Raw genomic sequence first — 14,824 nt, 5'->3', positions numbered from 1 at the left:
GCGGCCGCTGAGATGTGGATCAGGGGAGAGGACGACGGCTTCGTTCCACTGCCCACAACACACCACTGACCAGCAGCCACCCGAGGAACCACGGCCAGGCGGCGCCGCGACGGCCCTCGCCGTTTGCTTCTGCCGGTCGCGCATCGTCAGCCACCAGAGCCTGAGTGGCTTCGCGCGCCTCCAGCGCCTGTACGCCCGGCAAGGCCTTGTCCGACAGGACGTGGAAAGGCACGGCCTGCACCGTATCTGAGGTCGTCACGCGCAGCACATGCCAGCCGGCCTGCGTAGGCCAGAGGGCCGCGCAACGCGCCTCCCCCGTGGCCATATCGACGACGGGGTGGCTAACGCCGCCTTGCGGGTCCAGCACCTCGGCCGCGCCGCTCAGGCCGCACAGGCTGACGCGCTGATGCACATGGGCCGCTGTGACGGTCGGCAGGGCCGCATTTGAACGGCGAACGAGAGTTGAAAAGAGACCGCTCCACAGGGCCTGATGCCGCCCGGCCTCGCCGCTGAGCGTCAGGGCGAAGCTGTCGGTCACGCTCCACAGGCCGACCCGCCCACGCCCTTCGGCCCGCCACAATCCCAACGACTGCCCCTTATTGTCCACGGCCAGCGGCACCGCATCGGCGCTGTCGAGGCGCAGGTTGAGCCGCGTCACGGTGGGGGCCTTGTCCTGGCTGCCCGATGGTACGGGCAGGGTCACCGTCTCCGGATCACCGGTGCCGCTGAGCCGCAGGCCCAGCGCGGCCCACTGGGCGCGCGTCGCCTCCGACGGCAGGGCTGTGGGCCGTAGCAACAGGCCCATACCGCCGCGCACAGCGCTGATCACGGCGGCACGGCCACCGTCGCCCAGTCCGTCCCAGCCACGCTCGTCTATGACCAGCAGATCGGTCTGGCTCAGTGTGGCGGCATTCAGGGGCTGCGGCGCATCGCCCGCCGCCACACCGCCGCCCAGCGCGAATTGCGCCTGCATGTCGATAGCGGCATCAGCGGCCCAGCGGCGCAGATATTTGATCTCCGGCCCCGGCGCACCGCCAATCACCCGCACCCGCGCCGTCAGCGCCTCATCAACCCACACCGGCGCTTCGGCGGTTTCCACCACAGCTTTTGTGGCATCGCGCACCCGCACAGTGAAAGACACCGGCCCTGCCGCCTTGGCCGTGCCCGTGAGGACGGCCAGACCGCTGGCATCCTGCGTTTGCGTATCGACCACCGCGCCCGCCGGATCGAGCAGCTCGACAACGCCCCCCTTCACCCCATTGACCGTCACGCCGATCTGAAACACGCCACCGGGGGCCACCCGCTCCGGCGTATCGAGCCGCACCACGCCGCGCGGCAGGGCTGACGGCACAAAGCGCAGGGCCCGCCCTTCGACCGCCGGGCGGTCGCGCGGCGTCAGCCCTTCGCCGACTACGGTCAGCCGCGTCGCCTCGGGGTGCAGGCGCAACGCCGTGGCCAGATCGGGCACACGCTCGGCCCCCGGCACATTCGCTTCCGGCAGGGCGACGACGCGGTCGCCCGCCTGCGCATCGACCGCCTGCGCGCCGCGCGTGGCAACGATCAGCGTGCCGGGCTCAGCGGCCAGACGCGGCGGAAACAGGGTCAGATACAGCAACACCGCCGACAGCGGCGTCAGGGCCAGAAGGATCACAAGCCGCGGCCGGGAGCGTTCGGCCGCCTCGGCCTTTCGCCACCACAGAGCCAGCCGTGCCGTGGATAAACCCACGGCCATGAGAAGTATCAAAGCCACGATCACAGACGGGGTCATCTCGGTCGCTCCAGGGCATCCAGATAGCGGCCACCGGACGCCGTCACCGCTGGGCGGCGCGCGACACCGGTGGGCGGGCGGCTCAGGACGCGCCACAACTGCCCCCGCAGCGTCTGACGGCACGCAGCACAACCGGGATCGGCGCGCACCGCCTCGACCGCCGCCAGCAGCGACAGCGGATCGCTGACCCGGCCTTCATTGGCACGCAGCCAGCGATCGAGTGCCTCCAACGGCAGATCGGTCTTCGCCCCCGGTGCCTCGCCCAGAGCCGTCCACAGGGCCACGACGGGGGCATCGGGCGACGGGGCCGCCGTCACCGCGAAGGGCACGGGCGCAATGCCCTCACGCTTGCCCGTCATGCGGCGGTTGTTGTCGATGGGCGGCAGTTCCGGCCCGACGCGCGACAGGAAGATGCGCGTCGCCTGCTGCACCTCCTTGATGTAGCCCAGCGCCTTGTAGGCGTGCGGCAGGGCGGTTTGCGGATTGCCCTGCCGCAAATGCAGTTCCGACTGCCACATCTCATCCAGCGCCTTTTTCAGCGTGGCGCGCGTTTCCGGATCGAGCAGGGTCGCCGCTTCGGGCTCATCGTGCGTATGGCCATACTCCGCCGTCACATTGCCGCCGTCACCAAACACCGGTGCGGCATCGGGTTTCGTAGCCTGCCCTCCATGATCGTGTCCCCCATGATCGTGGCCGTCGTTTTCGGAATGCCCCTCTTCAAGACCCGGCGGAGCTTCGCGTTCGCCCTCAGCCTCTTCGCCCAGAAACTGCCCGTAGCGCAGGCGCAGCAGACGCTGATCGACGCCTATGGAGTCGGAGCGGCTGAGGAAGGTATCGGGTTTGAGGCGTGGCTTCTCCTTCAGCAGGGCCTCGATGTCGATAATGATCTGCCTCTGGCTGCGGAAATAGGCTGGCAGGGTCTGGCGCGCCAGCGCCTCCAGCCCCGTGCTTTCGGCCCCCAGATCGGACGGCCAGCGCAGGATCAGGCTGGGGGAGCGCACCTCCTGCGGCGAGGGCGCGCGATTGTCGTGCACGGTCAGCTGCACGATCAGGTCGTCGCCCACGGCAAAACCGAGTGATTTGAGGTCGAGCCGCGTGGCAAAGCGCTTATCCGCCGCGCTGCCCGTGCCGCTTAGGGTCATTGTCCGCTCGCGGAAGGTAATGTTTTCGCCCTGCCCCTGCGCCTGAATGATGCGCAGTTCGGCGGTGGGGGCTACGCCATAATCATCGCTGGCGGCAAAGACCAGCGGCCACTGGGTCTGGCCCGGCGTGACCAGCGTCAGGGCGCGGTCCGGAAGGACAGCCTCGACCTTCGGCGGCGCATCCGGCGTGACTTCCAGCCGATGCAGCGGTTGCGCCGGCAGGCCATCGGCAGCGAGGCGATAAAGCCGCGACCGTTCGGCGCTCAGGGTAGCGGTCCATGCGCTGCCATCGCGGCGCAGGGCCACGCTCTGACCATCGTGGAAGACCAGCCGCACATTGGCGGCGTCCGGCGCAAAGCGCAAACGCCAGACCAGCCGGGTGTTTTGCGGCACCTTGAGATCGAGCGTCGTTTCGCGGTGTGCCGCCTGCCGCGTATAGGCGGGCGGGGTGATGGCGACCTCGGCGGAGATCAGTTTCGGCGCGCCGATGGCCGTTGTCGAAATCATTGATTGGTCGGTATTACCCGCTTTCAAAGCAGAGATTATGCATAATATCGCCACCAATAGCGCCGTTAGACCAAGACTAATCATAGGCCAGTTGAAGTCCCAGTCTGGGCGAAGTTTTGATGGGCTTGCCGAAATGCGTGCTTTGAGACGCTCACGTTGAAGCGACTGAAGAACACTAAGGTCTTTGTCGGGGCAAAACAGCAGGTCGGCGCTGTCTTCCATGTCCGGTCGCAGGTTGAGTTCACGGATAACCCACGCCTTGTCAAAACGACGCGCGCGAGACAGGGCAATAACCACCGTAATCGCTATAATCCCGAGCACAAAGACCAAAGGCGATACATGCAACCATCGCTCAGCGAAAAAGAAGGGACACTGCGCCAAGGGCAAGCCCACGAGGAGGTCGTTTAGAAAGCCCCGCAAACGCGCCGGGCCGGTAAAGCGCTGAGGTGTCATGGCGCGGCCCTCCGGCGGGCGGCGGTGGCCAGCAGGCGCTCAATCCCGAACAAGACCGCCACCAACAGGGCCAGCCACGGCGTCAATTCCTCAGACGGGCGGGTGAAAATGGAGCGCCCCACGACCGGGATCAAATCACGCGCTTCGACGCGGGCGGGTGATGGCGGCGGGCTGAGGACGGCGGCCAGTTGATCCGGCAAGGTGGGCTCCAGCAATTCCGGAAAAACCGCCGGATTCAGGGGCCGCGTCAGGCGCAGCCACTGCCCCCGCCCTGCGCCCTGCGCCTCCATCAAAGGTGCGCCGGTCGCATTGCGCCACACGACACGCCCCTGCGGCGACGCGGGCAAGACCGTCTGCGCCCCCACGAGGACCGTTCCGCCGGATTTCACCCGCGCCCTGACGGCAGGCGGGACGTTGCCACTGCCCAGCCACACCAAAACCCGATCCTTTGGCGGCAGAGCGGCATCCGCGCCTGCGGCTTCGAACGGCGTCTGCCAGGCGGCGGAGACGGCGCGGAACCAGCGCACATCGGCGGCGCGGTCCGGCGCACAGCGCAGGCTGAGAACGGGCAGTTTCCCCGCCGTCGCCTGAGCGGCGGGCATGGCTCCTGCCACGATGCGCCAATCGACCGGGCGGCTGAGGATCGGGCGTTCGGCATCCAACCCTTGCAGGGTTTGCGGCACCACAACGGTCAGCTTTACCCCTTGCGGTAATTGCGCATCGAGCTGCCGCAGACGGCTGCTCACCTCGCCCGACGCCCCCGGTGTGTCGCTTAAGCGCGGAAAACCTGCCGTCAGCCAATGCGCCTCGGCGTCTTCCCCTGCCGCCTGCTGCGCCGCCTTCGGATCAGCCCCCGGTACCACAGCCACATAGGGCTTATCGCTCATCTGCGCGGTCAGAACCGGCCGCGCCAGCAGCACGGCCAGCATCGCGATCAGCAGCAGCCGCACCAGCAACAGCGGCCATTCGCTGAACCGGATACGCTGGCGCGGTTTGGGGCGCGGATCGAGCCAGCGCAGGGCCGCGAAGACCACCGGGCGCAGCTCGTCACGCCGCATCAGGTGGATGACCAGCGGCACGACCACGGCCAGCAGGGCCGCCAGTCCCAGCGGAAACAGGAGCGCGGGCATCAGGCCGTCTCCTTTCCTGATGGTTTTTGGCCAAAGAGTCGCCACAGCGGTGCATCCACCGGCTCATCCAGCCAGTAGTGCGTGTGCCGCACCCCCGCCGCGAACAGCCGCGCCTCAAAGGCCTGACGGGCGGCGGCAAAGCGCTTGAGGAAATCAGCGCGCAGGGCCTTGCCGTCGCCCAGCACCTCGGCCCCGCCTTCCGGATCGTCGAAACGATAGCCGCCCTGAAACGGAAAATCGCGCTCCTCGGCCGTCAGGGTCTGCACCATCAGCACGTCGCGCCCGGCCGCCGCCAGGCGCGTCATCAGCTCAGTGCAGCCCTCATCAAAGCCGTCGCTGAACACCATGACCATGTCCTGCGCGCGGATACGACCCCACACCGGCGACAACTGCGCCAGCGACGGAAACCCGCCCTCGGGCTTCAATTTGAACAGCTCCAGCCGCAGCCGGTCGCGCGCCTTCCGCCCCGCCGCAGCCTCGACCACCGCCACGCCGCGATCGCTGAGGGTGATCAGGCCAAAGGCATCCCCCTGACGCAGGGCCAGTTCACCGACACAGGCCGCCATGGCCTTGGCGGCCTCAAGGCGGCTCCAACCGGGTTTCGCCGCATCTGACTGCCCCATCGACGCCGACAGGTCGAGCACGATCCACACCCTGAGCCGGCTTTCGCGCTCAGATTCGCGCACGAAAAACTTGTCCGAGCGCGCATAGAGCTTCCAGTCGATCTGACGCAGTTCGTCGCCCGGCTCATAGGCGCGGTACTGCGCAAATTCCAGCCCAGCCCCGCGTGAACGCGAGGCGTGCAGCCCGATCCCCGACGCCCCGGACGCGCGACGCGCGAACAGGCGCAGGCCTTTCAGCCTGTGGCGCACCTCCGGAGGGATCGGGTCATACACCATGCGCTCAGAGCTTTACGGCGCTCAAGATTGCGGCCACGACCGTATCGGGGGCCACGCCCTCGGCCTCCGCCGCGAAGGACATCAGCAGGCGGTGGCGCATGACGGGGGCCGCCAGCGCCATCACGTCGTCGCGGGTGGCCGCCAGTCGCCCCTGCAACAGGGCGCGCGCCTTGGCCGCCAGCACCAGAGATTGCCCGGCGCGCGGCCCTGCGCCCCATTTGATATAGGTGTTGACGGCCTGCGGGGCGCCCTCACCCGGCCGCGTGGCGCGCACCAGCCGCGTGATCCAGCGCAGCAGGTCTTCGCCCACATGTACATCGCGCACCAGCTTTTGCAGCACCCCCACGTCCTCGGCGCCCATCACCTTGGGCACGGCCCCGCCGCCCGCGCCTGTGGTCTGGCGCAGGATGTCATGTTCTTCGGATTCCGTCGGGTAATCGACGCGGATATGCAGCAGGAAGCGGTCAAGCTGCGCTTCGGGCAGTGGATAGGTCCCGGCCTGCTCCAGCGGGTTTTGCGTCGCCAGCACAAAGAAAGGCGACGGCAGGGTGTGCGTCACCCCGGCGTAGGACACGGTGCGCTCCTGCATGGCCTCCAGAAGGGCAGCCTGCGTCTTGGGCGGCGTGCGGTTCAGTTCGTCGGCCAGCAGCAGGTTGGTAAAAACCGGCCCCGGCTGGAAACGGAAATGGCGGTGACCGGTGCCGTGATCCTCCTCCAGCAGTTCAGTCCCTAAAATGTCGCTGGGCATCAGGTCGGGGGTGAACTGCACGCGGCGGAATTGCAGTTCCAGCGCCTGCCCTAGGGAGCGCACCAGCAGCGTCTTGCCCAGCCCCGGCACGCCTTCCAGCAGGCAATGCCCGCCGGCCAGGAGCCCGATCAGCAGTTGCTCGACCACATCGGCCTGACCGACAATGGCCTGAGCGATGGCCTGACGCAGGTGACCCAGGCGGGCCAGCCTTTCCCTGATCTCGGTTTCACTGATCGACATGGTATCCGTAATCCCCATATTTGAGCCTCATCCCGAAAAGTGCCCGCTCGGACCTTGAGCCGCAGCACTTTTCGGATCAGATGAGGCGATCAACTCGACAAAGCGTAAATCACAATATTGACGCCGAATTTGGTATTGTCTTCGGCCAGAAAGCGCTTGTTGCGCCAGTCGTAGTCCCATTCGCAGCCATAGTCCTTGTTGGAATAGAGGACGCCCAGACGGCCATTGATCTCTATGCCTTTCAGATAGTCGTGCACCAGATCGTCGCCCCAGCCGTTCAGCTCAAACGAGGTGTTGGGCGGGCCGTCGAACTGGAAAAAGCTCTTATAAATGGCGTGCGTATTGGGTAGCTTTTTCAGGGCCTGCGGGCCGAAGATCGTCGCCATCTGCCGCTCGAACGACTTGGCGAACAGGCCGTCAATGTCGTGATTGCAGTCATCGACAAAGACAAAACCGCCATTTTTCACGTAGGTCTCGAAATTGCGCCGCTCCGCCGGGCTGAAATCGACCAGCTTGTGCCCGGCCAGATAGCAGAAGGGCGCGCTGAGCATCTTCGGATCGGACAGGTCGATTACGTGCTCCTTCGGATCGACGCGCAGGGTCGTGTAGTCGATCAGGGAGGTGATCAGATTGGCCGGCATACGCTGATCGACGTCCCAGTCACCGGAGGCGTATTTCAGGCGCGTGAACCAGAAATCATAGCTGGCCGCCTGCGCCGGACGCACCAGCGCCGCCGCCAGCCCCCCGGCCAACAGGGACAGAAACGCCGCACGATTCAGTCCCCTCTCCCTTGAGGGAGAGGGCTGGGGTGAGGGGGGAGTCACAGACGGCATACCGAGTCTTTTGACCTCCGCCTCACCCGGCGCGTTGCGCCACCCTCTCCCTCAAGGGAGAGGGGATGGTTGCAACTACACCGCATCCGACAAGGACGTGAAGGTAAAGTCACGCAGCTTCATCGGCGGGATCATCATCACGAACGGCGATTCATCGTCACCGACGCGCACCGGCTTACCCAGCTCTTCGATATTGTTGAGCATGATGACGGGCGACTCGTTAAAGCGGAAGTTCTTGATCGGATACTTGATCTGGCCGTTTTCGATATAGAAGGTGCCGTCGCGCGTCAGGCCGGTCAGAAGGACGGTCTGCGGATCGACCATACGGATATACCAGGTGCGGGTGACCAAAATCCCTTTTTGCGTCGAACGCACAAGGTCCATGGTCGATTTGGTGCCGCCTTCCATGATCAGGTTGCCGGGCGAAGCCTCAGCCGTCTTGCCCTGCTTCTGCGCCCAGTAGCGGGAATATTCCAGATTGACCACCTTACCCTTGTCGATGATGGGCAGGCGTTTGCGCGGCAGGCCTTCGCCATCCCACGGCAACACAGCGGCTTCCGGATGCGCCGGATCGGCATAGAGGGTGACGCGCGGGTCATAGACCTGCTCACCCAGCTTGTTGCCGCCACCCTTTTTCGACAGGAAGCTGCGGCCTTCGTCGGCCGAACGCGCGTCGAAATAGTTCATCATGAACGAGATCAGGCCGGCTGAAGCGGCCGGTTCCATGATGACGGTATATTTGCCGGGCTCCAGCGCCTTGGCGTCGGCGGACTCGGCGGCCTTCTTCATGGCGATCTGGATTTCGGTGTCCGGCTTGAAGGCCGTCACGTCCTGAAGGTTGCGCGCCACCCAGCCCGAACCGCGACCGTCTTCGGTACGCACCGTGCAGGTATAGTCCATCGAGGTCGATTTCTGATAGCCGAAATTGCCGTTGGAATTGGCAAAGGCCTCAAAGCCCTGACCGTCCGACAGGAAGCCCGCGGCGATCAGCTTGGCCTGCTTGCACGGGGTGATCGACTTGGCGGCCACCTCAGCGCGTTGTTCCGGGGTAACGGCCGCCGTCGCTTCGCTGAAGGTCTTGGTCGGCGTGTAGGTCTGCTTGCCCACGGCCGGCATGAATTCCGGGTTTTCCGGGGCCAGCTTCGCCAGGTCTTCGGCCCGGCGTACGACGCGCTCCAGCGAGGCGTCGTCAAAGGCGTTGATGGTGGCGATGCCGACGCGCTTGCCGAAGGCCACCTGAACCCCCAGCTCGGTATTGGTGATGATGCCGCTGGTCGAGACATTGTTCAGCGCAAAGCGGATATTGCCGTTGATCGATCCCGACAGGGTGGCGGTGCATTCGTCGGCCTTCGACAGCTTGATAACCTTGTCGAGAATGGCCTTGGCTTCGGCTTCAGTAAGGATGCCCATATCTGTAATCTCCCAATCGGCCGATTAACCGAGCGAACGCGCGGTGTTGATGACGTTGATGCCGTTGAAACGGCTGGTGGAGGAACCGTGCGAAACCGCCGACACCTGACCCGGCTGCCCCTTGCCGTCGAAGAAGGAGCCGCCCAGACGATAGTCGCTTTCGTCGCAGATCGCTGAGCAGGCGTTCCAGAATTCCGGCGTGCGGATCTGATAGGCCACGTCCTCGATCATTTGGGTGATCTTGCCGTTCTTGATCTCATAGAAGAGCTGCCCGCCAAACTGCGCGTTATAGCGCTGCTGGTCGATCGAGAAGGAACCATCGCCCACGATATAGATGCCGTTTTCGACGCCCTTGATCATGTCGGCGACGCTGAGCTTTTTCTTGCCCGGCTCCAGCGAGATATTGGCCATGCGCTGGAACTGCACCGACGACCACGAGTCAGCGTAGCAGCAGCCGTCCGATTCCGTCTTGCCCAGAATGTGGGCCTGATCGCGGATGGCCTGATAATCGACCAGCTTACCGTCGCGGATGATGTCCCACTTCTTCGTCTTGACGCCTTCGTCGTCGTACCCGACGAAGCCCAGTGAGCCGAACTGCGTCTTGTCGGCGACGATATTGACGTTTTCCGCCCCGTACTGGAACTTGGCCTCGCGCTTGTCCAGCGTAGCAAACGAGGTGCCGGCGTAGTTGGCCTCATAGCCCAGAACGCGGTCAAGCTCGGTCGGGTGGCCCACCGATTCGTGGATGGTCAGCCACATATGGCTGGGGTCAAGCACCAGATCGTACTTGCCCGGCTTGACCGACGGCGCTTTCAGCTTTTCGCGCGCCTGTTTGGCGCCCGCGATGGCGTCTTCCTTCATGTCGTAGCTGAGACCGTAGCCGGTGACGCCCGCCGGATCGGTAAACTTCTGTTTGGCGTCGCCATCGAGATATTCGTAGCCCAGCCCCATCGGCGCCGAAAGGCCGTCGCGCGTGCGGAACTTGCCCGATTCCTTGTCGATGGCGGTGACCGTCATCGGCACCCAGATGCGGTGCACGTCCTGATCGATGTAGGAGCCATCGGTTGAGGCAAAATACTTCTGCTCATTGACGAGGAACATCATTGAATTGACGTAGTCGGCCCCGGCCTTCAGCGCGGCGGTATTGACGTCGATCAGGCGCTCGGCCTTTTCCTTGATCGGCACCTCCATGCTGTTCTTTTTGATCGGCGTCTTCCACGACACCTCACCGACGCCCTTGACGGGGGCCAGCTTGACCGGAACCGTCTGGATCTTGGCATTGGCCTTGGCGATGGCGACGGCCTGTTTGGCGGCCTGGGCCACGGCTTCGGTGGTCATGACATTGGTCGCCGCAAAGCCCCAGGCCCCATCGGCGATGACGCGGATGCCGACGCCCAGCGACTCGGTATTGACCACGTTTTCGACGCGATCTTCGCGGGTGATCACGAATTGACGCAGATAGCGCCCGACGCGCACGTCGCAATAGCTGGCTCCGGAGGACGTCGCGGCGTTCAGACCGGCATCGGCCAGCGTCTTCTTCACCTTGACGTCGATCGTCTCCTGAAGCACTTCGGCGGCGACGGCCCGCCCGTAAAGCGACGGCACGAGCAGGCTGCCCGCCGTCAGGCCGGTCAGGGCCAGAAAGTTGCGTCTGTGCACGGCGTATCTCCTTAAAAGATGTCCGGAATGAAAGGATGCTCCGGAACGCCACGCATCGCGCCCGCCCCGTTACGACTGAGACGATCACCCCGTCAAATGAGCGTCAAGTTGCTTTTTGGTAATAAAGGCGGATTAGGGATATTTTATACAGATTTTTAGTCGTCACCCCTTTGGCGTGGGGGAAGGCTCAAAAAACGGCGAGGACGCCGCCGCCTAATTCAGCCGCTTCGCCGATAGCACCTTCACCGGATTTTCGAGATTCTGCCCGTCCCAGCCGCCTTCGATCTTCTTTTTGGTGATCTTACCGTTGAGGATTTTTTTCACCACGTCCATCCCCGACACCACCTTGCCAAAGGCGGCATAGCCCTGATTGTCGCCTTCCGGATCACGCCCGGCGTCCATATAGGACATGTCGCCGACCGAGATGGTGAACTGGTTGCTGGCTGTGCCCACCGCATAGCGCGCCGTCGAAATCGTGCCGTCGGTGTGCGACAAACCGGTCTGAGACGTCGGCTCGTGCGGTATGGGCGTAAAGCGATGGCCCGCCGCTTCGACCTGAATAAAGCCGCCCTTGCCCGACTTCATGGCGCGCCAGAACTGCGCGTCGGTCATCTTTCCGGAGTCCACATATTGCAGGAAGTTGGCGGTTGAAATCGGCGCGCGCTTGCCGTCCAGCTCAACCACAATATCGCCCTTGGTCGTCTGGATCAGGACGCGCACCGACTCCGGCGGCACGGGCAAGTCACGGTACAGAGGCTTGGGCTTGGCCGGGGCTTTCGGCGCTTCGGTGTTTTCGGCGGGCTTTTGTTGCGCCGGGAAACAGCCTTGCAGGAGTGTGGCCCCCATCAGTGCCGTCATACCGATCATCCATTGCCGCCGCTGCGTCATGCTGTGCTCCCTTTGTCATGACAAAACTATCGGAAAGCGGCCGGACTTGGCAACCGGGTAGAACCCGACGATTCCGCTTTACCTTCGGGCAATCGGTGGTAACGCTTAGAGATTATAACACCAATGACCGAAGATGCTGACCGCATACGGTCGTTGGGATAGGAGGAGCGCGCCATGATCCAGGGCCCCAAGCTCGATAGCCTGTTACCGCCCCTGTCGCCGGAGGACGTCGCCGGAATGGACGACGAACTGACGCGGCTGCGGCGACTGATGGAGCGCGGAGAGTCGGCCGGTCTGGCCGGTGGCCCGATCCTGTTGTGGTGGGGTGGCGTTCTGGGCATAGGCCACCTGTGCCTGAGTCTGGCCTATGCCGGCCTTCTGCCCGCCCTGCCCTATGGCCTGTTCTACTTCATCGCGGGTCTGGTCGGCACGGTGGTCATCGCCGTGCGCGTGCGCAAGCACAGCCTGTTGTCCAACTGGCGCACTGAGGCCGTTTCGGCGGCGTGGCTGTTCGCCGCAGCGGGCATCTTCGTCTATTCGGTCGGCAATGTGGTCGCCGGGACCTATAACCCGGTGTCCAATATGGCGTTTCTGGCCATTGTTTTTGCTCTGATCAGCGCCGTGACCGGGGCCGCCTGCCGCCGCGACTGGATGCTTGTTCCCTCCGCCGGATGGCTGCTGATGGCGGCCTTGAGCTTCACCTTCGGCGATAACGGGGCGTTGCGGACGCTGGTCTTTGCGCTGGCGTCGGTCCTGCTGATGGGCGTGCCGGGCTGGGCCCTGACCGATCAGGCGCGTCAGGCCCGACAGGTGAAACAGGCATTGGGCCTGCGGCTCACCGGGTCTTGACTTTAAGTTTAACTTAAATTTATATACCCCCAACATTAATTTGCTGGAGGGGTTCGTTACACATGTCTGCACACAAATTACCGCTCGACCTGATCGGCATAGGCACAAAGGTCGCCGTCGCGGGGCTTCTCGCCGGACTGGTGGCAGAAAAGGCTGCCCCCCTGAACGACATGCACCCGGACCCGTCCGTTCAGGTGTCGCTTCTGTCGATCAGTATGGTTTTGCCGTCCTTCTGGATCAGCCTGCTGGCCCCCATCTGCTATTTGTGGGCCCTGTGGTCGGCCTCGGATGTCTTCATGCGCCTGCATAAGGGCGAAGGCTTCGGCGCTTCGGTCGTCAAGGGGCTGAAAGATGTCGGTTCAAACCTGATCTATGGGGCCATCGCCGCCATCTTCATAATGCCAACCCTGAGCGCGTTGACCGAGGATCGCTTTCGCGGCCTGCGTTACGATTTCGCTATCGAGCCCCTGACCATCGGCCTGATCGGCCTGATTCTGTGGCTGATTACGCAGGCCGGGGCAAAGCTGCAAACCGATATGGAGAGCTTCGTATGAAGGCCCTTATTCTTAAAATCATGATCGGCCTGCCGATGGGGATCATGGTGCTGCTGATGGTCGTTCAGTTGCCGAAACTGTGGGCCCATATCGGCCATCGGCCTGACATTTTCGGTCTGAAGCTGTTGCAGGGCGGCTTACCGCTGTTGCCCTATAGCTTCTTTGCTATTGCCCTGTGGTTCGCCGCCGACATGGTCGCCCGCGTTCGTCCGGATAGACCGCTGGAGCCGGTCCTGTCCAAAGGGCTGCGCCGCAGCGGGGCGGGGTTGATCCTGGGCGGTCTGGCTATAGGGCTTAACGTCACGCCTTGGATATGGCGTGAGGTCTATAACAATACCGGCCGGCAGCCCGGCGTTGCAAATGACGTCCTGCTGACCCTGATCTTTGTAACTCTGGGCCTGATCCTGCTTGGCCTAAGCCAGCGCATCCGCACGCTTCAGGCGGCGCGCGAGGCCCTATCGGCGGAACTGGAGCAGTACGTCTGATATGCCCGTCAATGTAACGCTTGATGTGATGCTGGCACGGCGCAAGATGCGGGCCAAGGATTTAGCCGCACAGGTCGGCATCTCGGAAACCCAGATGTCGCTTCTGCGCACCGGCAAGGTGAAGGGGATGCGGTTCGACACCCTGTCGAAACTCTGTTTCCTTCTCGGCTGTCAGCCCGGCGACATCATGGAATACCTCCCCGACGAGGCCGATCTGACGGCAAAGGGTGTTGACTGAGCGCACGTGCCCCATTGCGGTCACGGAGTTAGGGCTTAAATGACTTTCCGAAGAGGAGCCCCGCCATGTTCAAATCGGTTTGTCTCGCTGCGCTGATCCTGAGCGCGCCCGTGGCCTTCGCGCAGGAAACGATCAGCGAAGGCGCCACTGTCAAGGACGGCGAAGAATGGGTCACCGACGTGGTGGTGACCGCGCGCCTGCCCGGTCCCGCCCTGTGGCGGGTGCGCAAGGGCGACAGCGAGGTCTATGTGCTGGGGGCCATGCCCGTGATGACCAAGCGCATACCGTGGGATTCGAAGCGCGTAGAGCGCGTTATCGGCCTGTCGAATGTGCTGCTCACCGCACCGGAGGCCAAGGGCGGGCTGATCGGCGGTGCGCGCCTTCTGATGGACCGCCGCCTGCCGCTGGGCAAAAAGCTGGATGAGGTCTTGCCGGCCGATCTGTCGAAGCGCTTTTATACGCTGGCCGATACCTATGGTCTGGACCGCGAAAAGTACAAAAAACTGTCGCCCATCTGGGCCGCAGCCACCCTGCGCGAAGACGTCTATGACAAGGCGGGGATTGCCACGCGCGACCCGGAAAAGACGCTGCTGCGCTTTGCCAAGGCGCAGAAGCTGAAGACCAGACCGTCAGGTAGTTTCTCGGTGGCCAAGACTCTGGGGCGCATCGACGATTTCAGCGCCCAGCAAGAGGCGCATTGTGTCGCCGCCACGCTGGATGAGATCGACTTTGCGGTAAAAAATGCCCGCGCCGCCACCGAAGCCTGGGCCATTGGCGACCTCAAGGCCGTGCAGCGTTTGTCGCCGGATTCCGCCCTGCTGGCCTGCCTCGAAGGCGCGCCTTCCACCAAGGCCATGCTGGGGCAGTCTGTGGAACAGACGGTCAGCGCGATCAACACGGCTTTGGGGACGCCGGGTAAGTCGCTGATTGTGCTGCCCTTGTCGGCGCTACTCACCCCCGGCGGGGCCTTACAGCAACTGGAGCAGCAGGGCGCGACCGTAACCACGCCCGCGCTTTGACG

Annotated in this window: 14 protein-coding genes; 5 read left to right on the top strand and 9 right to left on the bottom strand. The window is 63.9% G+C overall.

Annotated elements, in window-relative coordinates:
- Positions 1-19 precede the first annotated feature (19 nt).
- From ACK8OE_RS00270 to ACK8OE_RS00230, 9 genes are all read right to left on the bottom strand, one after another.
- Positions 20-1,768 carry a hypothetical protein gene (locus tag ACK8OE_RS00270; RefSeq protein WP_410270913.1) on the bottom strand — a complete coding sequence of 583 codons (1,749 nt, stop codon included), beginning with the start codon at positions 1,766-1,768 and terminating at the stop codon, positions 20-22.
- Complete coding sequence (locus ACK8OE_RS00265; RefSeq protein WP_410270912.1) at positions 1,765-3,417, bottom strand: DUF4175 domain-containing protein; 1,653 nt, start codon at positions 3,415-3,417, stop codon at positions 1,765-1,767. The genes ACK8OE_RS00270 and ACK8OE_RS00265 overlap by 4 nt, the downstream gene beginning before the upstream one ends.
- Before the next feature lie 449 nt (positions 3,418-3,866).
- Positions 3,867-5,000, bottom strand: a complete 1,134-nt coding sequence (locus ACK8OE_RS00260; RefSeq protein WP_410270911.1) for a BatA domain-containing protein — start codon at positions 4,998-5,000, stop codon at positions 3,867-3,869.
- A complete protein-coding gene (locus ACK8OE_RS00255) occupies positions 5,000-5,899 on the bottom strand; it encodes a DUF58 domain-containing protein (protein WP_410270910.1) in 900 nt (299 codons plus the stop codon). Before ACK8OE_RS00255 ends, ACK8OE_RS00260 begins: the two co-directional genes overlap by 1 nt.
- 4 nt (positions 5,900-5,903) lie before the next feature.
- Positions 5,904-6,887 (bottom strand): AAA family ATPase, encoded by a 984-nt coding sequence (locus ACK8OE_RS00250; protein WP_410271581.1) that lies wholly within the window; start codon positions 6,885-6,887, stop codon positions 5,904-5,906.
- A gap of 89 nt (positions 6,888-6,976) precedes the next feature.
- Positions 6,977-7,639: a DUF4159 domain-containing protein gene (locus tag ACK8OE_RS00245; RefSeq protein ID WP_410270909.1), complete on the bottom strand. Its 663-nt coding sequence runs from the start codon at positions 7,637-7,639 to the stop codon at positions 6,977-6,979.
- A 156-nt stretch (positions 7,640-7,795) separates the two neighbouring features.
- Entirely contained in the window at positions 7,796-9,130 is a 1,335-nt protein-coding gene (locus tag ACK8OE_RS00240) for a TldD/PmbA family protein (RefSeq protein WP_126420371.1), read from the bottom strand.
- Between the two features lie 24 nt (positions 9,131-9,154).
- Positions 9,155-10,789 carry a TldD/PmbA family protein gene (locus ACK8OE_RS00235; protein WP_290799151.1) on the bottom strand — a complete coding sequence of 545 codons (1,635 nt, stop codon included), beginning with the start codon at positions 10,787-10,789 and terminating at the stop codon, positions 9,155-9,157.
- A gap of 213 nt (positions 10,790-11,002) precedes the next feature.
- Entirely contained in the window at positions 11,003-11,677 is a 675-nt protein-coding gene (locus ACK8OE_RS00230; protein WP_410270908.1) for a peptidylprolyl isomerase, read from the bottom strand.
- Positions 11,678-11,851: 174 nt separating this feature from the next.
- On the opposite strand from ACK8OE_RS00230, the gene ACK8OE_RS00225 reads away from it, so the two are divergent.
- The 5 genes from ACK8OE_RS00225 to ACK8OE_RS00205 all read left to right on the top strand — a co-directional run bounded on the left by ACK8OE_RS00225 (position 11,852) and on the right by ACK8OE_RS00205 (position 14,822).
- Entirely contained in the window at positions 11,852-12,526 is a 675-nt protein-coding gene (locus ACK8OE_RS00225) for a hypothetical protein (protein ID WP_410270907.1), read from the top strand.
- A 62-nt stretch (positions 12,527-12,588) separates the two neighbouring features.
- Positions 12,589-13,080: a hypothetical protein gene (locus ACK8OE_RS00220; protein ID WP_410270906.1), complete on the top strand. Its 492-nt coding sequence runs from the start codon at positions 12,589-12,591 to the stop codon at positions 13,078-13,080.
- Positions 13,077-13,565 carry a hypothetical protein gene (locus ACK8OE_RS00215; RefSeq protein WP_410270905.1) on the top strand — a complete coding sequence of 163 codons (489 nt, stop codon included), beginning with the start codon at positions 13,077-13,079 and terminating at the stop codon, positions 13,563-13,565. Before ACK8OE_RS00220 ends, ACK8OE_RS00215 begins: the two co-directional genes overlap by 4 nt.
- Position 13,566: 1 nt before the next feature.
- Complete coding sequence (locus tag ACK8OE_RS00210) at positions 13,567-13,803, top strand: helix-turn-helix domain-containing protein (RefSeq protein WP_126420376.1); 237 nt, start codon at positions 13,567-13,569, stop codon at positions 13,801-13,803.
- A gap of 65 nt (positions 13,804-13,868) precedes the next feature.
- A complete protein-coding gene (locus tag ACK8OE_RS00205; RefSeq protein WP_410270904.1) occupies positions 13,869-14,822 on the top strand; it encodes a TraB/GumN family protein in 954 nt (317 codons plus the stop codon).
- Positions 14,823-14,824 lie beyond the last annotated feature (2 nt).

This window comes from Asticcacaulis sp. W401b, assembly GCF_046503825.1.
In the GTDB taxonomy this organism is placed as follows: domain Bacteria; phylum Pseudomonadota; class Alphaproteobacteria; order Caulobacterales; family Caulobacteraceae; genus Asticcacaulis.
The sequence above is the reverse complement of the archived record's forward strand: the minus strand, read 5'-3'. Positions and strand labels throughout refer to the sequence as shown.